Source organism: Rhodococcus sp. JVH1 (assembly GCF_000280725.2).
Taxonomy (GTDB): domain Bacteria; phylum Actinomycetota; class Actinomycetes; order Mycobacteriales; family Mycobacteriaceae; genus Rhodococcus_F; species Rhodococcus_F jostii_A.
On record NZ_CP166289.1, the window covers coordinates 3,601,972 to 3,621,361 of the forward strand.

General features: G+C 69.4%; 23 protein-coding genes. 7 read left to right on the forward strand and 16 right to left on the reverse strand.

All coding sequences use genetic code 11. The features are described 5' to 3' along the window. Window positions 1–11: 11 nt before the first annotated feature. The gene (locus tag JVH1_RS16470; protein WP_009760489.1) at window positions 12–1,568 is read right to left on the reverse strand and encodes a TM0106 family RecB-like putative nuclease; all 1,557 of its coding nucleotides are present in this window, start codon (window positions 1,566–1,568) and stop codon (window positions 12–14) included. Window positions 1,569–1,730: 162 nt separating this feature from the next. Here JVH1_RS16470 and JVH1_RS16475 point away from each other — a divergent pair, with 162 nt between their 5' ends. From JVH1_RS16475 to JVH1_RS16495, 5 genes are read left to right on the forward strand one after another with little or no spacing between them, the layout of a single operon-like run. Then, window positions 1,731–2,384 (forward strand): DUF6474 family protein, encoded by a 654-nt coding sequence (locus JVH1_RS16475; RefSeq protein WP_009760488.1) that lies wholly within the window; start codon window positions 1,731–1,733, stop codon window positions 2,382–2,384. Between the two features lie 18 nt (window positions 2,385–2,402). Then, complete coding sequence (locus tag JVH1_RS16480; protein ID WP_009760487.1) at window positions 2,403–2,921, forward strand: hypothetical protein; 519 nt, start codon at window positions 2,403–2,405, stop codon at window positions 2,919–2,921. Between the two features lie 40 nt (window positions 2,922–2,961). Continuing rightward, complete coding sequence (locus JVH1_RS16485) at window positions 2,962–3,630, forward strand: YcnI family protein (protein WP_009760486.1); 669 nt, start codon at window positions 2,962–2,964, stop codon at window positions 3,628–3,630. Then, the gene (locus JVH1_RS16490; protein WP_009760485.1) at window positions 3,627–4,160 is read left to right on the forward strand and encodes a copper resistance CopC family protein; all 534 of its coding nucleotides are present in this window, start codon (window positions 3,627–3,629) and stop codon (window positions 4,158–4,160) included. Before JVH1_RS16485 ends, JVH1_RS16490 begins: the two co-directional genes overlap by 4 nt. 5 nt (window positions 4,161–4,165) lie before the next feature. Then, window positions 4,166–5,104: a CopD family protein gene (locus JVH1_RS16495; protein WP_009760484.1), complete on the forward strand. Its 939-nt coding sequence runs from the start codon at window positions 4,166–4,168 to the stop codon at window positions 5,102–5,104. Window positions 5,105–5,154: 50 nt separating this feature from the next. On the opposite strand, the gene JVH1_RS16500 is transcribed toward JVH1_RS16495, so the two are convergent. Together JVH1_RS16500 and JVH1_RS16505 are read right to left on the reverse strand one after the other, a co-directional pair. Further along, window positions 5,155–6,084 carry an NADP-dependent oxidoreductase gene (locus JVH1_RS16500; RefSeq protein WP_009760483.1) on the reverse strand — a complete coding sequence of 310 codons (930 nt, stop codon included), beginning with the start codon at window positions 6,082–6,084 and terminating at the stop codon, window positions 5,155–5,157. A 52-nt stretch (window positions 6,085–6,136) separates the two neighbouring features. Next, complete coding sequence (locus tag JVH1_RS16505; protein WP_009760482.1) at window positions 6,137–6,787, reverse strand: UdgX family uracil-DNA binding protein; 651 nt, start codon at window positions 6,785–6,787, stop codon at window positions 6,137–6,139. Between the two features lie 105 nt (window positions 6,788–6,892). On the opposite strand from JVH1_RS16505, the gene JVH1_RS16510 reads away from it, so the two are divergent. Together JVH1_RS16510 and JVH1_RS16515 are read left to right on the forward strand one after the other, a co-directional pair. After that, window positions 6,893–7,258 (forward strand): RidA family protein, encoded by a 366-nt coding sequence (locus tag JVH1_RS16510; protein WP_009477076.1) that lies wholly within the window; start codon window positions 6,893–6,895, stop codon window positions 7,256–7,258. 108 nt (window positions 7,259–7,366) lie between these two features. Then, window positions 7,367–7,927, forward strand: a complete 561-nt coding sequence (locus tag JVH1_RS16515) for a MarR family winged helix-turn-helix transcriptional regulator (protein ID WP_192817853.1) — start codon at window positions 7,367–7,369, stop codon at window positions 7,925–7,927. 9 nt (window positions 7,928–7,936) lie between these two features. Here JVH1_RS16515 and JVH1_RS16520 read toward each other — a convergent pair whose 3' ends face one another. The 13 genes from JVH1_RS16520 to JVH1_RS16580 all read right to left on the reverse strand — a co-directional run bounded on the left by JVH1_RS16520 (window position 7,937) and on the right by JVH1_RS16580 (window position 19,325). Beyond that, entirely contained in the window at window positions 7,937–8,626 is a 690-nt protein-coding gene (locus JVH1_RS16520; protein ID WP_043780478.1) for a TetR/AcrR family transcriptional regulator, read from the reverse strand. Between the two features lie 20 nt (window positions 8,627–8,646). Further along, window positions 8,647–9,678 (reverse strand): aromatic ring-hydroxylating dioxygenase subunit alpha, encoded by a 1,032-nt coding sequence (locus JVH1_RS16525; RefSeq protein WP_009477073.1) that lies wholly within the window; start codon window positions 9,676–9,678, stop codon window positions 8,647–8,649. A 1-nt stretch (window position 9,679) separates the two neighbouring features. Next, the gene (locus JVH1_RS16530) at window positions 9,680–9,892 is read right to left on the reverse strand and encodes a recombinase-like helix-turn-helix domain-containing protein (protein ID WP_005248918.1); all 213 of its coding nucleotides are present in this window, start codon (window positions 9,890–9,892) and stop codon (window positions 9,680–9,682) included. Window positions 9,893–9,904: 12 nt separating this feature from the next. After that, entirely contained in the window at window positions 9,905–10,864 is a 960-nt protein-coding gene (locus JVH1_RS16535; RefSeq protein WP_009477072.1) for a PDR/VanB family oxidoreductase, read from the reverse strand. A gap of 110 nt (window positions 10,865–10,974) precedes the next feature. After that, window positions 10,975–11,709: an MBL fold metallo-hydrolase gene (locus JVH1_RS16540; protein WP_009477071.1), complete on the reverse strand. Its 735-nt coding sequence runs from the start codon at window positions 11,707–11,709 to the stop codon at window positions 10,975–10,977. Window positions 11,710–11,797: 88 nt separating this feature from the next. Next, complete coding sequence (locus tag JVH1_RS16545) at window positions 11,798–12,757, reverse strand: MBL fold metallo-hydrolase (protein WP_009477070.1); 960 nt, start codon at window positions 12,755–12,757, stop codon at window positions 11,798–11,800. After that, the gene (locus JVH1_RS16550) at window positions 12,758–13,888 is read right to left on the reverse strand and encodes an FAD-dependent monooxygenase (protein ID WP_009477069.1); all 1,131 of its coding nucleotides are present in this window, start codon (window positions 13,886–13,888) and stop codon (window positions 12,758–12,760) included. Beyond that, entirely contained in the window at window positions 13,885–15,552 is a 1,668-nt protein-coding gene (locus JVH1_RS16555) for a thiamine pyrophosphate-binding protein (protein ID WP_051033741.1), read from the reverse strand. The genes JVH1_RS16550 and JVH1_RS16555 overlap by 4 nt, the downstream gene beginning before the upstream one ends. Beyond that, on the reverse strand, window positions 15,545–16,327 hold the full coding sequence (locus JVH1_RS16560; protein WP_009477067.1) for an SDR family oxidoreductase: 783 nt from the start codon (window positions 16,325–16,327) through the stop codon (window positions 15,545–15,547). The genes JVH1_RS16555 and JVH1_RS16560 overlap by 8 nt, the downstream gene beginning before the upstream one ends. Window positions 16,328–16,343: 16 nt before the next feature. Further along, complete coding sequence (locus tag JVH1_RS16565; protein WP_009477066.1) at window positions 16,344–17,093, reverse strand: 3-oxoacyl-ACP reductase family protein; 750 nt, start codon at window positions 17,091–17,093, stop codon at window positions 16,344–16,346. A 2-nt stretch (window positions 17,094–17,095) separates the two neighbouring features. Beyond that, entirely contained in the window at window positions 17,096–17,602 is a 507-nt protein-coding gene (locus JVH1_RS16570) for a cupin domain-containing protein (protein WP_009477065.1), read from the reverse strand. Window positions 17,603–17,616: 14 nt separating this feature from the next. Further along, on the reverse strand, window positions 17,617–18,399 hold the full coding sequence (locus JVH1_RS16575) for an alpha/beta fold hydrolase (protein ID WP_009477064.1): 783 nt from the start codon (window positions 18,397–18,399) through the stop codon (window positions 17,617–17,619). After that, a complete protein-coding gene (locus JVH1_RS16580; RefSeq protein ID WP_009477063.1) occupies window positions 18,396–19,325 on the reverse strand; it encodes a VOC family protein in 930 nt (309 codons plus the stop codon). Before JVH1_RS16580 ends, JVH1_RS16575 begins: the two co-directional genes overlap by 4 nt. Window positions 19,326–19,390: the final 65 nt, after the last annotated feature.

The window sequence follows — 19,390 nt, forward strand, 5'->3', positions numbered from 1 at the left end:
TGCTTTGCAGCCTAGAGGTCGGACGCGAGCGGGATCTCCTTCTCGGCCCGATCCGACATCCATTCGCGCAGCACTTTCGTGGCGATGACGTCGTCCTCGTTGTATTGCAGCAGTCGTTCGCGCTGGGTGAGGTCGGGTTCGCCGTCGTAGCCGACGGCTTCGCGGTACCAGCTCATCGACGCTTCACCGCTGGCGTCGGCGTCGCGCCACCGGAATCCGGCGACGGGGGCGATCTTCTTGAGGCCCTTGCCGCCCGGGCAGATGAACTGGTCGCTGATGGCCTGATAGATGTCGACCCATTGTGGGCTGTCGATGAATTCGCGGATGTCGGCTTCGGTAGGGATTCCGGGTGCCCCGGCGAACCGGCGGGCGGAGTCCAGCAACCACTTGTCCTCCGCGGACCGCGAATAGCAGTACGCGGCGAAGGTTCTGCCGCTCAGGGCCGCCGCTTCGCGCTCGGCCATCAGCCACGTCCAGAATTCCGCGAACGACCGTGCCTCGTCCTGCGTCGGCACCGGATCCCAGCTGACGAACGGCCGGTACGCCGACACCCCGTCCACGTTGAGCAGCGTGCCCCACAGGTAGGCGCCGTGTTCCTGGTAGCTCTCCATGTCGACGTCCACCTCGACGTCCGCGCGGGTCACCCGGATCTCCGGGAACCGTCGCACCAGCGGTGCTCCCGCGAGCCACGCCTTCGCGGTGACGACGGCGTCCTCGAACGCGCCGTGCGGCCAGTCCTCGAGCGGTTCGCGGTCCCACGCCGCGAGGTCGTCGATGGTGTGGCAGCCCGCGTCGCGCAGCATGTCGGCGCGGGAACCGGTGGCCACCAGGCTCACGTCGTGTGTCTGGGTCAACTGCTCCTCGCACCCGGGCCACCACGGGCAGGAACGGCATTCGCCGATCCTCGACGGCACGGTCGCCGATTCCCCGCGGGCGACGGCGAGCCGGTCGGCGAAGCGTTCGTCGTAGTCGTCGAGGATGGTGGTGAGGTCGTGCACAAAGATGACGTCGGAGCCGTAGCCGATCGCGCCGGCCACCAGGGCCGGACTCGCGAACCCGTGCCGCTCGAGCATCCGATACACCTGCGCGACGCGCATCTGGTCGCGGACCTGGCTGCGCGGCTTCCGCGTCGCGTCCTCCCGCGGTCGCCACTCGAACATGTCCGACGTCAGCGCGCCGCGGCCGGGATCGGTGACCTTGTGATTGACGACGATCACGGGGATGTACCCGCCGTGGTCCTCGTCACGGATGAGGATCTCGCAGCGCGCCCGCCGGCCGGCGTCCCGGTCGAGTGGGAGCACGGCTCCCCAGATGCGGTCGGCGCCCGCCTCGCACGCGGCCAGGGTGTCCTCGGCCCGCAGGCGCAGGCTCTGCTCGGTGTCGATCTGGACCCACCGTTCCGGTGCGTGGCCGGTGAGGATCCGGCGGACGTCTTCACGCTTGGCGGCGGCGGCATCCTGACGCTGGCGGACGCCCGGGTCCTCTGGCGCGGCCGCGAGTTGTTCGGGGAACGCCGCATCGAGGTGCACCCGGTGGCGGCACCGCGTCAGTGCGCTGGCATCGATCACCGTCCCCGACGCCTTTCCGGGAGAGGCGTCGGGTTCTGATTGCTGACCGATATGGGAACACACGATGACGAAGATTATGTGCTCCCCTAGGCTGATCCCGAAGCACCGGATGCAGTTGGTAGCGTGGGCTGCGCTGAAACACCAGGAAAAGGGGTCTTTTCGATGGGGTTGTTCAAGAAACGTAAGTCCCGAGCCACCCGCAAGGCGGAAGCCAAGGCACTCAGGCACAAGGCCGGAGTGGAGGCGAAGCTGAGCGCGAAGAACGAACGGAAGCGCGACAAGCAGTCCGCCAAGGTCGGCCGCAAGCTCGAGGCTGCCGAGCTGAAGTCGCTGAAGAAGGTCGAGAAGGCTCAGATCGCTGCGTTGAAGGCCGAGGAGAAGGCCGCGGCCCAGAAGGGTTTCACGGTCGCCGCCGTCCGCAGGTACCTCGGTGTCGCACGCCTGCTGACGCCGGTGCTGCTGCCGATCGCCTACCGGGCCGCCACGGTCGTGCGCGGGCAGATCGATGCCCGCCGTGCCGACCGGATGGGCGTCGACATCGACCAGCTCGCCAACTTCACCGGGCACGGCGCCAAGCTCAGCGCCCGCATCGCCGGTGCCGAAAGCTCCACCACGGAGATCCTCGGGCAGAAGCCGGACGACGCGGAGACGCAGAAGTTCGCCGCCGCGATCCGTGACCGCCTCGGTGATCTCAGTACCGCGGTCCGCGCGGCCGAGCAGATGCCGCAGGCCCGCCGTAAGGCCGCTCATCACGCCATCTCGTCCGAACTCGACGGAGTCGAAGCCGATCTCCTCGCCCGCCTCGGCGTGCGCTGAACGACCCGACCCACCGCAATGTCCCCTGCCCGCCCCGCCGCGACCGCCACCCTTCGGGGCTCGGCGGTCGGCGCGCTCGTGGCCGCTCTCGCGGTCGCCGCGCACGGCATCGGCGGGGGCGGCCTCCCCGAATCCGCCGCGCTGACCCTGCTGCTCGTCACGTGCAGCGGTGTCGGTGCGGTCACCGCGCAACTGCCCGCCCGCTTCCACGGACCGCTCGCGCTGATGGGTGCCCTCGGTGTCGGCCAGGTGGCCGGACACTTCGCACTGACGCTCACCTCGCACGTGCACTCGGTGGTCCCGGCCTTGCCGATGCTCGCCGCGCACGCGGCCGCCACCGCGATATGCGCCCTGCTGGTCGCGAACGCCGAGCGTCTGTACGGCCCCCTCGTTCACGTCTGGCGGGTGGTGCTCCGCGGCGCACCGCAGCCCGTCTCGGCGGTGACCACGGCACACGTCCCCGCGCGTCCCGCGAATCCCGTGGTCGCCCTGCTGCGCGCGAGCATTTCGCGTCGCGGTCCCCCGGTCCCGGTCTGACTCTCACCTCTTCTCCGTTCAGACCCTCAAAGGACCTTCGATGAATTCCCTCGTTTCCCGTGCCCTTTTCACGGCCGGTGCCGCCGGTAGCGCCATGCTGCTCGCGGCCGGTGTCGCCGCCGCCCACGTGACCGTCGTCGCCCCCGGCGCCGAGCAGGGCGGCTACTCCGTCCTGACGTTCCGCGTTCCCACCGAATCCGAGACGGCGTCCACCACCAAGCTGACCGTCACGCTCCCCGACCTGAAGTCGGCGCGAACCACACCGCTGCCGGGGTGGACGTCCGTCGTCGAGAAGGACCCGACGTCCAAGCTCGCGAAGTCCGTGACGTGGACCGCCGACCCCGGTGTCGGTGTCGCGCCCGGCCAGTTCCAGCAGTTCGAACTGTCCGCCGGACCGCTGCCGGAGCAGGACGAGGTGTCGTTCCCGGCCGCCCAGACATACAGCGACGGCGAGGTCGTCAACTGGGATCAGGCGGTCGGCGCCGACGGGGCGGAGCCCGACAAGCCGGCACCCACGCTCACGCTGGCCGCGGCGAGCGGTGAAGACCACAGCCACGACGCGGGCGGCGCCACGACGTCCGAGGAGACCGAGACGACGGCGTCCGGCACCGACGACACCGCCCGCTGGCTGGGCGGCATCGGCCTGGTCCTCGGCGCGCTCGGTGCGGCCCTCGGCCTCGGCGCCATGGTCCGGAGCCGTCGCTCATGAGAAGACCCACCACCTTCACGTCGGTGAAGGTGATCGCGGTCGGGCTGCTGACCATGCTCGCGAGCATGCTCGGGGCCGGCACCGCGGTCGCTCATTCCGTCGTGATCAGTTCGACCCCCGAGAACGGCGCGCAGATCGCGGCCGGCCCGGAACGGGTGAGCGTCACGTTCAACGAGGCGCTGCAGGAATCGTTCGCGTCCCTCACCGTGGTGGGCCCCGACGGCAACCTGTGGACCAAGGGTGACCCGGCCGTCGAGGGCCCCACGGTCAGTGCCGAACTCGGCGAGCTGGGGCCGGCCGGTGTGTACACCGTCGCGTTCCGCGTCACGTCCGCCGACGGGCATCCGGTGAGCGGAACCCGCACGTTCACCCTCACCGAGGAGGGGTCGGGCACCCCCGGCGCCGCAGCGGACAGCTCGGGTGAAACCGGCAGCGGCGGAGTTCCGTTGTGGCCGTTCATCGTTGCCGGTGTGGTCGTGTTCGGCGGCGGGCTGTGGTTCGCGCTCCGCAAGCCTCGCGGCGAGAACTGAGCCCGGTGGGTACGGCGCGACAGTCCTGGCTGCTGTTCGCGGTACCCACATCGCTCGTCGGGGTCGCGTGCGGTTGGGCGTTGGCGCAACCGGAAGACCCCTCACCGTCGAGCGCCGTCCGGGCGCTGTGCCTGGTGCTCGGTTCGGCGGTGCTCGGACTCGCCGCGCTGGGCTGGTGGAGTCGCGCGGACAACCGTCCCCTCGTGCGGGACCAACGGCTGTGGCGGTTGTCGACCGCCGTCGCCGGTGCGTGGATGCTCGCCGAGGCGGTGCTGCTGTCGATGACGGCGGCGGAGGCCGACGCCCTGGGATTGTCCGAGCTGTCGGTCGGACGGTTCGGCGCGTACGTGACCGAGATCAGCGCGGGACGCGTCGACCTCGCCGTTCTCGTGTGCACGGCCGCAGCCACCGCGTGGTCGGCGGTCGCGTTCCGCCGCAGCGACGCCCGGCTCCCCGTCCCGGTGCTGGTGCTCGCGGCGCTCGCCCTGGTGGCCCGCCCGATCACCGGCCACATGTCGCAGCAGGTTCTCGGCTCGGTCCTCGACGTCGTCCATGCCCTCGCCGCCGCCGTGTGGTTCGGGCTCCTCGCCGCCCTCGGTCTGACGCTCCGGTCGCGCGGGGACTGGTCGTCGTGGCTGCCGCGGTATTCCGTCGTCGCGTGGCGGTGCGTGTGGCTGCTGACCGCGACCGGGATCGTCGACGCCGCGGTCCGGCTGGGCGGGGTGACGCCGCTGTTCGACACCGGTTACGGCCGCATCGTGCTCGCCAAGGCGGTGGCGTTGGCGGCGCTCCTCGGACTCGGCTGGTGGTGGCGGCGAACGTGGGTCGGGCAGGCGGCCGCGCACCGGATCAGCGCCGAAGGGTCCCTGCGACGGGCGATCGTGGAGGTGGTGGTGATGGCCGTTCCGTTCGGTCTCGCCGCCGCCCTTGCCACCACCGCCTGACCCGTGAGTACTTGTTAACGTGCGGCGGTTGATAAGTACTCACGGGCGCGTCAGCGCAAGAGGATCTTTCCGCGGCTGCCGCCCTTCTCGCCGGCGCGCTGCGCGTCGGCCGCGTCGGTCAGCGGGAACGTGCGGGCGGGCGGGAGGGCCAGTTTCCCGTCCGCGGCGAGGGCGCCCAGCCGGCGCAGTGTCTCCGCGTTCCGGTCGCCGGCGTTGCCGGACGAGAACGTGATTCCCAGCCCGAACGCGGCACCGTCCGACAGCGTCACGATCCGGTCGGTGCCCCCGCGCAGGTCCATCGCCGCCTCGAGTCCGCCGAAGCCGACGTCGAGGACGGCGTCGACACCGTTCGGGGCCAGTTCGCGGACCCGGCCCGCCAGCCCCTCGCCGTACGTCGTGGGGGTCACGCCCAGCTCCCGCAGCGCGTCGTGGTGCTTCTCGCTCGCGGTGCCGATCACGGTGACACCCGAATCCAGCGCCAGTTGCGCCGCAAGGGTTCCCACCGCCCCCGATGCGCCGTTCACCAGCAACGTCTCACCGGATTTCAGCTTCAGGGGCCGCAGTCCACGGGTGGCTGCCTCGCCGGCGACGGGGATGGTGGCGGCGTCCGTCCAGCTCAACCCTTGCGGCTTCGGCACGACGATCGAGGCGAGCGCGTATTCGGCGTAGCCGCCGGTGTCGGACCAGCCGAACACCTCGTCACCCACCACCACGCCGGTCGCGTCCGGACCGACCGCGTCGACCACGCCGGCGACTTCACTGCCCGGGATCTTCGGGAACTGCACCGACATCACCTCGGCCATCGAGCCCGACCGCAGCTTCCAGTCGATGGGGTTCACTCCGGCGGCCCGGATGACGAGGCGTACCTGGTTGCCGGTGGGTTCGGGGACGGGGACGTCGTGGGTCTCGAGCACCTCGGGACCACCGTAGGACGAGTAGGAGACTGCCTTCATGGTCTGCTTCGGGTTGGAATTCGTCATGCCAACAATCTCGTCCTCGGCGGTCCGTCGCGCCAGAGATTCGGCTGGTTGATCACAGGGCTGCGGCGGCCTTCTTCAGATCGGCGACGAGGGCGCCGAACGCGTCGTCCCGATCCTCCGCAGGTCCGCGGAGCACGGCGGACGGGTGAATCGTCACGAAGACGTCCGGATCCACGTCGACGTCGACCTCGCCGTCGAGGTGCAGCAGCTCCCCGCGGTGTTCGGTGAGGCGGAACGACGGGCCGAGCAACGCCTGCGCGGCGGTGGCCCCGAGGCACACGAGGACGTCGGGCTGGACCGCCGCCAGTTCGGCGATCAGCCACGGCCGGCACGCGACGATCTCGGTGCGGTTCGGCTTCTTGTGGATTCGACGCTTGCCGCGTTCGGCGGGGACGAACTTGAAGTGCTTGACCGCGTTGGTGACGTAGGTGAGGTCCCGGTCGATGCCCGCCGCGTCGAGCGCCTTGTTCAGGAGTTTTCCTGCCGGACCGACGAACGGTTCACCGACGCGGTCTTCCTGATCGCCGGGTTGTTCGCCGACGAGCATCATCCGTGCGGATCGCCTGCCCGCGCCGAAGACGGTCTGCTCGGCGTCGCGGTACAGATCGCAGCCGTGGCACCCGTCCGCCGCGCGGGACAGCGCGTCGAGGTCGACGGTGTCCGGCACGAACGGTGCGGCCGAGGGCTTCGTGGCTCGGGGCATGGGCGTCGAGTACCCGTCGGGCGGAGCTTCATTCGCGCAACCCTGTCAATTAGTTTAGCGCTAAGATATAATCACCGGAGAAGCCCACCGAGAAAGCGAGCCTCCATGTCCCTCACCGAAGTCACCGCCCACCACCCCTACAGCCCGGCCGTGGTCGCCGGCGGACTCGCGTTCGTCTCCGGCGCACTGTCCGTCGATGCCGAGGGCACCGCCGTCCCCGGCCGCACCGAGGCGCTCGACGCCGCCGTCGACCGCATGGTCGATCGCCTCGCCACCGTCGGCGGACAGCTGAAGGACGTCGTCAAGCTCACCTACTACGTCACCGACCTGTCGTTGCGCGAGGAGGCGAACCGCCAGTTCGAGCGCATCTTCGACGAGCCGCGTCCCGCGCGCACCTTCCTGGAGGTCAGCAGCCTCCCCTACGGCGCCATCGCCGAGATCGACGCCGTCGCGGCGGTCGAGGGACGCTGACAGCGCACCCCGCCCGGCAGCGCCGCGGGTCCCCGTTCCGAGGAATCGACGGGGACCCGCGGCGCGTCGCCGTCACCTATGCTCGTTCGATATCTTGGTACTAAACAGATGAGACCCTCGAGGATCCAGGAGGTGCGCCCGGTGACGCAACGCCCCGTTCCAGATCGCGATGCCGTCGACGACATCGTCGACCAGTGGGCCCACCAGTGGCCCGACCTGGATGTGAGTCCGCTGAAAGTGCTGGGCCGCCTGCACCGTTCGTATCTGCGCTACCAGACGTCCCTCGCCGCCGTGTTCGAGGAGCACGGCATCAACATGGCGTCGTTCGACGTTCTGGCCGCCCTCCGACGTTCAGGTCCGCCGTACCGGATGACGTCCGGACAGCTGGCGGAATCCGCCCTCGTCACCACCGGCGGAGTCACACTGCGCGTCGACCGCCTGGAGAAGGCGGGACTGGTGCAGCGGGAGCGTGACGCCGAGGACCGCCGCATCGTGCACGCGCAACTCACCGACGAGGGCTTGCGGGTGATCGAGAAGGTCGCGGAGGCCCACTTCGCCAACGAGTCGCAGATCCTCAGCGGGATGTCGCAGGACGATCAGGCGGCGTTGGCCGAATTGCTCCGCAAGCTCGAGCACTCGATCGTGGAGAACCAGGCCCCCACCGCCTGAGCGGAGGACTCAGCTGGCCGCGCGGGCGGTCAGGTCGGCGACCTCACCGAATCCGATGAACCGTTCGGACGCCGCCGTCATCTCCACGATGAAACGTCGCTGCTCGTCCTGCGATGCACCGATCAGGCGCGCCGCACCCGTCCACTGCGCCTCGGACAGCTTGCGGGCGAGCTGGGCGGGTTCGGCGCACGGCGTCGCGATCCCGGCCTGGTTGAGCCGTTCGATGAACCGGATGTACCGGCCGAGGATCCGGTTGTGGGCCGCCTCGAGCTGTTCCCCGATCACCGGGTCGACGGCGGCGCGGTCCTCGATCATCGTGAACAGGCGGCCGCTGCTGTAGACGGTCTCGATGAACGCCGCGGTGGCCGCGCGCAGGACGGTGCGCGGGTCCGCGTCCGGCGGGACCGGGATGCGCTGAGCCTCGACGAACATGTCGAACACCGCGGCCGCGACGGCACGGAACGCGTCGTCCCGGGATGCGAACCGGGCGGAGAATTCGGCCTGCGACACTCCGGCGGCAGCGGCGATGACCGCCTCGGTGGTGCGCTCGTATCCCAGCTCGGCGAAGCACCGCCCCGCCGCCTCGACCAACGCGAGCCGACCTCGATCGTCACCGTTCGTAAGCACCGCTCGCGCCTCCTCGTACCCCGGCCGGCGCCCGACGTGTCGGCCGTCACACATTCTTAGTTGACATTTCATTCACGTCAACCCGGGCGACCCTACGCCTCCTGAAGTGCCTTCGCCTGGGCTTCGGCCTGAGCCCGGTAGAGCCGGCGGAGCCGGATGACGCCGAGGTCGTGCTGGTACAGGTTCTCCGCCTGGTCCGCGTCGAATGCCATCGCCTCGAGCATGGCGCGGTCCTGCTCGAGCACCACCCAGTGCCGCTCCTCGAGCTTGGTGCGGTACAGGAACCGCCAGACGTCGCGTTCCCAGCCCTCGACGCGGCGGTACCGCCAGAAGAACACCGCGGTGGTCTCGGCGTCGATCGGCGTTCCCATGCCGACGATGCCGAACGAGCCACCCGGGCCCGCGGTCGGCGGGTAGGGAATCTCGAGGTCCACCCAGTCGATGCCGGTCCGGCAGAATTCGACCCAGTCGAAGTTCACGCCCCGCTGGTCGGTCTTCTCGAAGAAGAACCCGCGATCGGTTTCGCGGATCCGGAACTTCGCGGACGTCTCGCCGCCGAACATCGAATGCGATTCGCGGTGCAGGAACGCTCCGTGCATCGGGTCGAGCAGGTTCTCCAGCGTGAACCGCCACGGCGCCTTCCACTCCGCGTAGCAGAGGAAGTTCGAGATGCCGTCGTCGGTGAGTCGCTCGGGGAGTTCGAGGGGCGCGGGCTCGGCGTCGGGGTCGGTGCCGAACCAGGCGAGCACGGCGCCGGCCACCTCCCGCACGGGGAGGCTGGTAACCAGCCGCTTGCCCTCGAGGTTGCAGCCGGGCATTCCGGGGACGGAGACGACGGTGCCGCCGCCGTCGACCTGCACGCCGTGGTACTGGCAGGCGACGCGATCGCCGAGGTGCTGACCCTGCGACAGCGGGGCGCCGCGGTGCGGGCAGCGGTCGGCGAGCATGCGGAGGGTGCCGTCGGACTGACGGAACAGCAGCCAGTCCTCGCCGAGGCGCCGCACCTTCTTCATGTCGCCGCGCGCGACGAAGTCGGACGGGCACACCGCGTGCCACTGGTCACGCATCCCGGTCGCGAAGATCTCGTCGCCGGTCAGTGCCGCCTTGTGCAGTCGGTTCACCATGTCAGGCCCCCATCCGTCGGATCTCGTCCGTGAAAGTGTCGGTGGTCCAGGCGTCGCCGCCGGGACTGTGGATGCCGAGGGCGTTCAAACCCTTCACCAGGCCTTCGAGGTGGTGCACACCGGTGCCGAAGACCTCTTCGATCGCACCGGCCAGCTTCCGTTCGTACGGGGTGGGTGCCGTGCCGGACTGGCGTGGTTGCAGATACAGGCTCATGGTTCTTCCCTTCTAGAGATCCAGCACGAGCTCGTCGGAGCGGGCGCGGGAAACGCAGATCATGATGGTGGTGCCGGACTCCTGCTCGGAGCTGGAGAGCAGGGAGTCGCGGTGGTCGGGGGTGCCGGCGAGGACGCGGGTTTCGCACGTCCCGCAGATGCCTTCGCGGCAGGAGTTGGGGACGTCGACGCCGGATTCCTCGAGGGTGTCGAGGATGGTCCGGTCGGGGGCGACGGTGGCCGAGATGCCGGATCGTTCGCAGATCACGCGGACGGGACGGTCGCCGGCGAGGGTGTCGGCGGGGATCTCCTTCGCCTTGAACCGCTCGAGCCGGATCGCGCCGTCCGGCCAGGAATCCGTGTACCCCTCGACCGCGCCGAGCAGACCCTCGGGGCCGCAGGCGTAGACGAGCGTCTCCTCACGGGCGGCGCCGAGGATGCCGGCGAGGTCGAGGATGCCGGCGGCCTCCTCGGTGACGACGTGCACGCGGTCGCCGTATCCGGACAGTTCGTCGAGGAACGCCATCGACGCGCGGGCACGGCCGCCGTAGTGCAGTTCCCATTCGGCGCCCATGCGTTCGGCTTCACCGATCATCGTGAGGATCGGCGTGATGCCGATGCCGCCGGCGATGAACACGTAGCGCGGCGAGGGCAGGAGTTCGAAATTGTTGCGGGGTGCGCTCACCGACAGGCTGTCGCCGGGCCGCAGCGTCTCGTGGACGTGCCGGGAACCGCCTCGGCCGGTCACCTCGTGGAGGATCGCGACGCGGTACCCGGTCTTGTCGTCGGGGTCTCCGCAGAGGGAGTACTGACGGATGGTCCCGCGGTTCAGGTGCAGGTCCAGGTGGGCGCCCGGCGTCCACCGGTCGACCGCGCCGCCGTCCTGTCGTTCGAGGCGAAGCGACACCACGCCCGAGGACTCGACCCGCATCTGACGCACCATCATGGGGACGGTGTCTGCGTCTGTTGTCATCGCTCACTCCCAGGCTCAACCGAAGGCATAGTTCCTTAGTGCTCAATAATTTAGCACTAAGATGTATCGTGCGCCACAGTTGAGGGGAAATTCGTCGAGTACAGGCCGAGCTACTCCGCTTCGCGGTACCGCACGGTCTCGGCCGCGAGCCGCTCCTCGTATGCCTGTGCGAGGTCGTGCAGAGCCTGCACGCAGTCACCGGTGAACACCGGCGCATGCATCGGCGCCAGCAGCAGGGGTTCCAGATCGGCGAGTCCCCGGATCGTGGGGCCGAGCGCCGGTGACAGGCACGTCGCGTTCCCCATGTCCTCCGCCGCGATGGCCGGGCCGACGATCTCCTCCTCCGTGGCAGGCGGATGATGCCCGAACGCGGTGAACAGGTCGCCGCAGAACAGCGTCTGCGTCGTCTCCTCGAAAACCAGCCCGGCGTCCCACCCGTGCGGAACATGCGGAGTGTCGAGATGACGGACCCGCCTGGTGCCCGTCTCCATCACGTCGCCGTACTGCAGGGGACGCGGCATGCGATCGGCGAGGTCGTTGACCTGCACGAAGCAACCCATCGCCCCGTGCGCGACCACGGCGTTCGGCGCGGCCGCCAGCCACGAGTTCATCGCACCGCACTCGTCGGCCTCCACGTGCCCGAACGTGATCCACCGCAGTCTGTCGAGAGGAATCAGCCGGCCGACCGCCGCGGACACGGACGGGAACAGCGCACGCTGACCGGTGTGGAACAGCAGCGGTTCCTCACCGTCGACGAGAAACTGGTTCATGATCAGGTTGGGCTCGTCCAGATACGTGGACAACCGGTAGATGTCGGGAGCGATCTCGGTAATCGTGGTGTCCATCCCTGGCTCCGATCACGTCACGGTGTCGTGAGGACAAGCCTTCTCGGGACAGCGGCGGCGCGCAAGATCCTGCCGGTCCGAGATGGCGCTACCGCCGCTGCCCGACGCCGATCCGGACGAGATCGTGCCCGACTGTCACGGTGCCGGCGAACGTGGACTTCACGCCTCGTTCCCACTGGTCGTCGGTGACCTGCCGGGGGTCGCCCGGCCCGATGTGGGAGAGCACCACCTGACGGACATCCGCGTCCGTGGCGACGCGCCCGACGTCCTGCGCGGTGGAGTGCGCCTGATCATGTGCTCGACCAGTGCGGGACCCGAAGTCTGCGCGTAGAAGTCGACGTCGATCACCTCGTGGACGAGGATGTCGGATCCTCGGGCGAGCCGGACGACATTCGCCGATTTCGCGGTGTCGCCGGAGAACGTGACCGCACCGTCCTCCGTGTCGAACCGGTACGCCAGCGAGGGATAGACGGGGCCGTGCGGAACCAGCGTCGCGGTGACCCGGACCCGGTCGTCTTCGAACACCGGGAACGGTTCCATCTCCGGCGCCGTGTTGTCGGCGGACGCACCCCGACAATCTGCCCGCCGAGCCGGGGCCGTACACCGGCACCACGTCGCGGAACGTGTAGGACGGTGTCCCGCCGGGCAGCCAGAAGACGTTGAACAGGTCGGCGATGTGATCGCTGTGCATGTGCGTGACGAAGACGCCACCGAGCGAATCCGCGGCGATACCAGCCTGGATCAGCTTTCGGCTCGACCAGGGACCCGCGTCGATCAGATACGGTCTGTCGCCGACGACGAGCACACTGGACGTGCCGCTCCGCCCCGGCACGGCGATGGGACCGGCTGCCGTGCCGAGCAGAATCAGCGTCGTCGCGTAACCGTCGACGTCACCGGACAACTCGTAGGCATCCGGTGGCGTCGCGCCACTCGGCTGCGCGTCCGAGGTGTGGGACGCGCAGCTCGTCGCGGCGACGGCAGTGGCGGCGGACCCCAGCAGGGCCAGCGCCCGCCGCCTCGACAGAGCGTGTCCGCCGACGGCTTCCATTCATGCGTCCGTTCGGGCGGCGGCCAACTCCAGTGGCACGTGCCAGGCGTCGTATTCGTAGACCCAGTCGCCACTGCCTGCGACCTTCAGCCATTCGTTGGACCGGGAGCCCCGCTGGATGCGTGAGGTCCGCTGCAGTCGCGTGTCCTGGTAGGTCTGCAGCGCGACTGCGGGGTCGCCGAACAGGCTGAGGCAGCGGGACAGCACGACGGCGTCTTCGATGGCCATGCCGGCGCCCTGCGCCATGAACGGCATCATCGGATGGGCCGCGTCGCCGAGGAGCACGGAGCGTCCGTCGGTCCACGATGCCAGCGGGTCGCGCACGTAGAGAGCGGATTTCAGGACGTCGTCGCAGGCGTCGAGGAGGGCTCGCGCATCGGGGTGGAAGTCGCGGTACAGCTCGCGTAGTTCAGTGACGGATCCCGGTGTGGTCCAGGATTCCTCGGTCCACTCCTCCTGCGCGCAGGTGGCGAAGACGAAGATGTCCTTGCCCTGGTTGAGGGGGAACGTCACGATCTGCGTGGACGGATCCGGCCCCCACCACTTGGTGAAGCAGTCGAGGTTCGGCAGGTTGCCGACGCGTTCGGTGGGGACGACTGCGCGGAACGCCACGACCCCCGTGAACGTCGGTTGTTCCCGCCCGAGCAGCGAGGTTCGGACCGCGGAGTGGATCCCGTCGGCACCGACGATCACGTCTGCGGAAACCGTACTGCCGTCGGTGAACTCGATGCGGCCTTCGGCGACGCCGCTGACCCGGCGACCCATTTCGACGACACCCGACGGCAGCCGGTTCTCGAGCGCGGTCATCAGGTCGCCCCGGTGCATGGTCAACTGCGGTGCGCCGTAGTGCTGTTCCGCGCTGTCGCCCATCGGCAGCCGGGACGTTTCGGCTCCCGTGTCCCACGTGCGGCTGATCCGGAACTGGGGCCGGGCGGCTGATTCGCGGATCGCCGGCCCGATGCCGAGTCCGTCGAGAGCCCGGACCGCGTTGGGGGTGAGGTTGATGTCGGCGCCGACGCGCGCGAACTGCCGCGCCTGTTCGTAGACCGTGACGTCGAGACCGAACTTGCGGAGGGCGATCGCCGTCGCCAGTCCACCGATGCCGCCGCCGCAGACGGCGACCGTGGTCACTGTGCACCCTTTCCGGGCACCGTGACGGGAGGCGTGAACGGTGCCGGCATGTCGCCGTAGGCGACGAGATCGACCTCGACGATCACCGGCGCCTGCCGCGACACGGCGTCGGCGAGCACGTCGTGGGCCTCGCCTGCGGCACCGATCCGCAGGTAGGGCACACCGATGGACTGCGCCAGCAACGGGAAGTCGGGGGTGACGAGATCGACGGCGTAGGTGTCGTCGCCGCCGCCCTTCTGCATGTTGCGCAGCACGCCGTAGCCGCCGTCATTGAACACGAGCAGCACCAGCCACGGCTTCTCCTGCGCCATGGTCAGGATCTCGCCGAAGTGGACGGCCAGGCCGCCGTCGCCGACGAGCGCCAGGGTTGGCCGGGTCTCGTCGGCCAGTGCGGAACCGATGGCCATGCCCAGGCCCTGCCCGATGCCGCCGCCGCGGGGGAAGACGTTGGACTTGGGGTCGAACATCGGCAGCAGCCGGTTTCCCCAGGAACTCGACGCGATGGTGACGTCGCGGGCGATCACCGAATCCTGCGGGAACGCGGCACGCACGGCGTCGCACAGCACCGCGTGATCGCCGAGTCCGGCGCGTTGCTTGCTGCGGACGAGTTCGCGGGTGGTGCGGGCACGTTCGGTCCAGGCGGCGTCGACGGGCGCGAGGCGCGACAGCTGCCGGAGGAACGTGGCGATGTCGGCGGTGACCCCGGCCTGCGCCGGGTAGACGCGTCCGATCGCGGCCGCGTCGATATCGACCTGCATGTGCACGGCGGGAACGGGCATGGAGTAGTCGCCGGTCTCGTTGGACCGGAAGTGGGTACCCAGCGACAGCAGCAGGTCGGCATCCTGGAGGAGTTCGCGCCCCACGGGGGTGTTGCCGTAGTTGCCGATGCACAGCGGGTGGTCCTCGGGCACGGCGCCGCGCCCGGAGTTGCTGGTGAGCAACGGGACTCCCCACCGCTCCACCAGTTCGGTCAGCTCGGCACCGGCCGTGGCGACACCGCCGCCCGCCCAGATCACCGGGCGTTCCGCCGACTGCAGCAGGGCGAAGGCCACGGCCAACTCGTCGACGTCCGGTGTGCGCGGCGACTCCGACACCGGTTCGAGCACGTCGATGACGTGTTCCGCGTACTGGAGGTCGATGGGCCATTCGATACTCGACGGGCCGCCGGGCGCGGCGAGCGCGGCAGCGACGCCTTCCCGCAACACCTTTCCGGCGCTGTCGGTGTCGAGAATGGTGGCGGCGTGCTTCGACGTCGCCGTCAGCATCCCCAGCTGATCCTTGGTCTCGTGGATGAAGCCGCGACCCGAGCCGAGGTACCGGCTCTCGACGTTGCCCGTCACGTGCAGCACCGACGTTCCGGCACTGAGCGATTCGATCAGTGACCCGGCCGCGTTGCCGGCACCGGTGCCGGTGCTCGTGAGAGCACAGCCGAGTCCGCCGGTGGCCCGGGCGTACCCGTCGGCGGCGCTGACCGCGGTGGCCTCGTGCCGGACCGGCACGAACCGCAGGTGCTTGCTGACCGCCTGCACCAGGGGCTGGTTGTGGACGCTCACGATGCCGAAGACTGTGTCGACACCGGCCTCGCGCAGCACCTTCACGAGCAGGTCACCCCCATTACCCACCTGCTTGTCGTTTCCTGCAGACATGGTGTTCCTCTCAGACATAGCGCGCGACGCCTCCGCAGACGTCGAGGCTGGTGCCCGTCACGTAGGACGAGCGTGGGGACAGCAGGGTCACGATCATGGCGGCCACCTCGTCGGCGCGGCCGAACCGGCCGAGGCCGATACCGCGGTCCTGGGCGATCTCCGCCTCCCATTCGGCGAATGTGGCGTCGGTGCCCGACTCTTCGTAGCGGCGCCGCCACTGGCCGGTGTCGACCAGTCCGAGCGACACCGAGTTGACGCGGATGCCGTCGGCGGCGAGTTCGAGCGACAGCGACTTACTGAGGTTCAGCAGCCCGGCCCGGGCGGCGCTGGTGGTCACCAGCCGCGGCTCGGGCTGACGTGCGAGCACCGCCGAGATGTTGACGATGGACGCGGCGTCGGACTTGCGCAGCACCGGCAGGGCGGCCTCGACGGTGTTGAGGACGCTGGAGAACTTGAGGTCGAGTTCGTCACGCCAGTCGTCGAGGGTCGCCTCGCCGCGCGGGACCATGCGGGACTTGCCTGCGTTGTTGACCAGACCGTCGAGGCCGCCGAATCGGGCGACTCCGGCGTCGACCAGCGCGGCGACCGCGGCCGGGTCCCGGACGTCGCAGGACGCGGTGAGGACGCGGTCGCTGCCGGGCAGCGGCGCGATCACGGAGTCGAGCCGGTCGCGGTCGCGCGCGCAGGTGACGACGTTGGCACCCTCTTCGAGCAGCATCGCGACGGTGGCGAGCCCGACTCCCGAGCTTCCGCCGGTCACCAGGTGGGTGCGGTCTTTCAGTTGCAGGTCCACGACGTGGTCCCCTTCTCTAGTGCAGGACGAATCCGCCGTTGACGACGAGTTGCTGGCCGGTGATGTACGACGCCTCGGGTCCCATCAGGAACGCGACGGCGCCGACGAGATCCGACGGCTGCTGCGGCCGCTCGAGCGCACGACCCAGGCGGTACAGCTCGTGCCGGTGCTCCGGAACCTTCTGCGCCGATTCGCTTTCGGTCAGACCGGGCGAGACGGTGTTGACGGTGATACCGTGCGGGCCGAGGTCGCGGGACATGGCGCGGGTCAGCGCGGCCACCCCACCCTTGGACGCGATGTAGTGCGCGAGACGCGGCGAACCGTACAGGGCGGCGTCCGAGCCGATGGTGACGATTCGTCCGCCTCCGTTCCCGATGATGGAGGGAACGATCGCCCTGCTCACGAGGAACGTGCCGCGCAAGTTGACGCCCAGCACCCGGTCCCACTCGTCGATATCGAGTTCGTGAATCGGTTTGCCGCCCACGCCGTCCGCGAGGGCCGCGTTGTTGACGAGGCCGTACAGCGGGCCACCGGAGGTGACGGTCGCCGCCATCGCGTCGACGGACTCCGCGTCGCGGAGATCGACCCGGACGAACTGTGCCTTGACGCCGTCGGCGCGCAGGCTTGCCGCCGCGTCCTCGCCCCAGTCCTCGCGGATGTCGGCGAGCCACAGGGTGGCGCCGTCCTCGCCGAGCCGGCGGGCCAGGGCGAGACCGAGACCCCGCCCCGCCCCGGTGACGAGAATGCTGCGGCCGTCGAGATTCACGGTCAGTCCCGCGTCACGCCGTGCATGGCCGACGTCTCGGGGTACGTCGGGATCTGCGGCTTCTGCGCGCCGATGATGACGCAGAACAGAGCGTCCTTGTCGCCGTTGTTCTTCAGGCTGCGCGGAACACCGGCCGGGACGACGATCATGTCGCGGTAGCCGAGGGTGCGCTTCTCCACCTGGCCGTCGCGGTGAACACCGACCTCCACCTCGCCCTCGAGGACGAAGAAGGCTTCCTCGGCGTCATGGTGGGTGTGCTCCGGGCCCTCGGCACCGGGGGGAAGCAGCATGTTGGAGAACGTGAATCCGCGCGATCCGATCGTGCGGTTGTCGCTCTCGTGGTTACCCGTCGCGCCGGAGCCGACGTAGCGGATCTGCGCGCGCTTGAACTGGTCGCCGGCCTTGGCCTGGAAACCCAGGGTGTCCCAGTCCTCGTGGCGGGAGCCACGGGTGAGGATCAGCGAGTCGGTGAATTCCTTCAGATCGGCGGTGCCGTATTCGAGTGTCATGTCGTGCTCCTTCTCTAGAGGTGGTTGCGTAGGCGTTCGGTGATGTGGATGAAGGATTCGACCCAGGCGTTGAAGGCCTCCGGCCGCTCCTGGTTCGCGAGGTGTCCGGCACCCCGGATGGTGACGAACACGGCGCCCGGAATTCCGCCTGCGAGAACCTGACTCGCGGGAACCCCGGTCACCCTGTCCTCGTCTCCGCCGAGGACGAGCGTGGGGATGTCGATCTTCGGCAGATCGGCCGTGTGATCGGTGGCCGCCATCGACTCGGCGGCGTACCCGTAGCCGGGCAGGCGGATCGACGACGCCATGATCGCCGTGGCCTTCGCGGTCACGTCGTCGGCGGCGGTCCCGGACAACAGCCGCGGGGCCCGTTCGGCGGCAAAAGCTTCCGCACCTTCCTGCTCGAGCGTCGCGGCCCGGGCGCGCATCCGGCCGGCGGCGTCGCCGTCCGCTCCCGAGCCGACGGTGGAACTGCCGAGCAGCAGACTCCGCACGAGCGCGGGGTGCCGCATAGCCAGCCGGGTGGCGATCACGCCGCCCCACGACATTCCGAGGACGTGCGCTCCCGCGTCGCCGCACCGGTCGCGGATCACGTCGGCGGCGGCGTCGGCGTAGTCGTCGAGGTCGAACGGACGGCCGGGGTCGTCGCTGCGGCCGTATCCGGGAGCGTCCCAGGCCAGCAGTCGCAGCGACGACGACAGTTCGTCGAACTGCGGCGCGAAACTGTCTGCGCCGCCCCCGATCCCGTGCAGCATGAGCAGCGCGGGGCCGGAACCGGATTCGACGACGTGCGTCACGACGCCCGCCCGAGGTCGAACCGCTCGAACGCACCGGGGTCGGGGATGCCGGCCATGTGGTCGCGGACCTGCTTGGACGGCGGGCCCGCGGTGCCCCACAGGTCGGAGAGTTCCGGAACCCGGCGCCAGACCTTGCACAGCCACCGGTCCTCGTCGACCTGTGCGATGCCGGACGTGTACTCGCACACCAGCCCTGCCGGGTCGGCGAAGTAGGAGAAGGTGTTGTCGCCGGGGCCATGCTTGCCCGGACCCCACAGCGGCACGGTGCCGTGGTGACGCAGCCGGCCGATGCCGCGCATGAAGTGGTCGACGGTGGGCATCTCGTAGGCGACGTGGTTCACCGACGTCCACTCGGCCTGGTTGAACGCGATGCTGTGATGGTCGGTGTTGCAGCGCAGGAACGCCATCTGGTGCTCGGACCAGTCGGAGACCCGCATGCCCAGGACGTCGCAGTAGAACGTCACCGCGGCGTCGATGTCGACGGTGTTGAGGACGACGTGCGTGACGCCCACCGGGACGGCGTCCTCGCGACCGAGCTTCGGGACGGCGAGCGCGTCGGCGAGCAGTTCGACGACGCGACCCTCGGGGTCGACCAGGCTCACGCCGTAGCCGCCGCCGAGATCGTCGACCGGCCCCGGGCCGCTGACGACCGGGACGCCGCGGAGTTCGAGTCGCCGGGCGGCCTCGTCGACCTCGGCCGGCGTGGCGACGGCGAACGTGATGCGGCCGAGGCCGTTCCGCTCGGCCTGGGTGAGTTGCAGCGCGTGGTGGTGCTCACCGGTCCCCCGCAGCCAGGCACCGTCCGTGCCCTGCTCGACCACGCGCAGTCCCCACACCTCCGAGTAGAAGTCGGTGGATTCGATGCTGGCCTGTGTGCGCAGTTCGACGGAGCGCAGGCACCGCAGCCGGGCTATGGGTTGGTTCATCGCATGCCTCCAGTTGCTTAGGTCTCAATATCTTAGCGCTAAAGTAATAGGCCGTACAGAGCTGA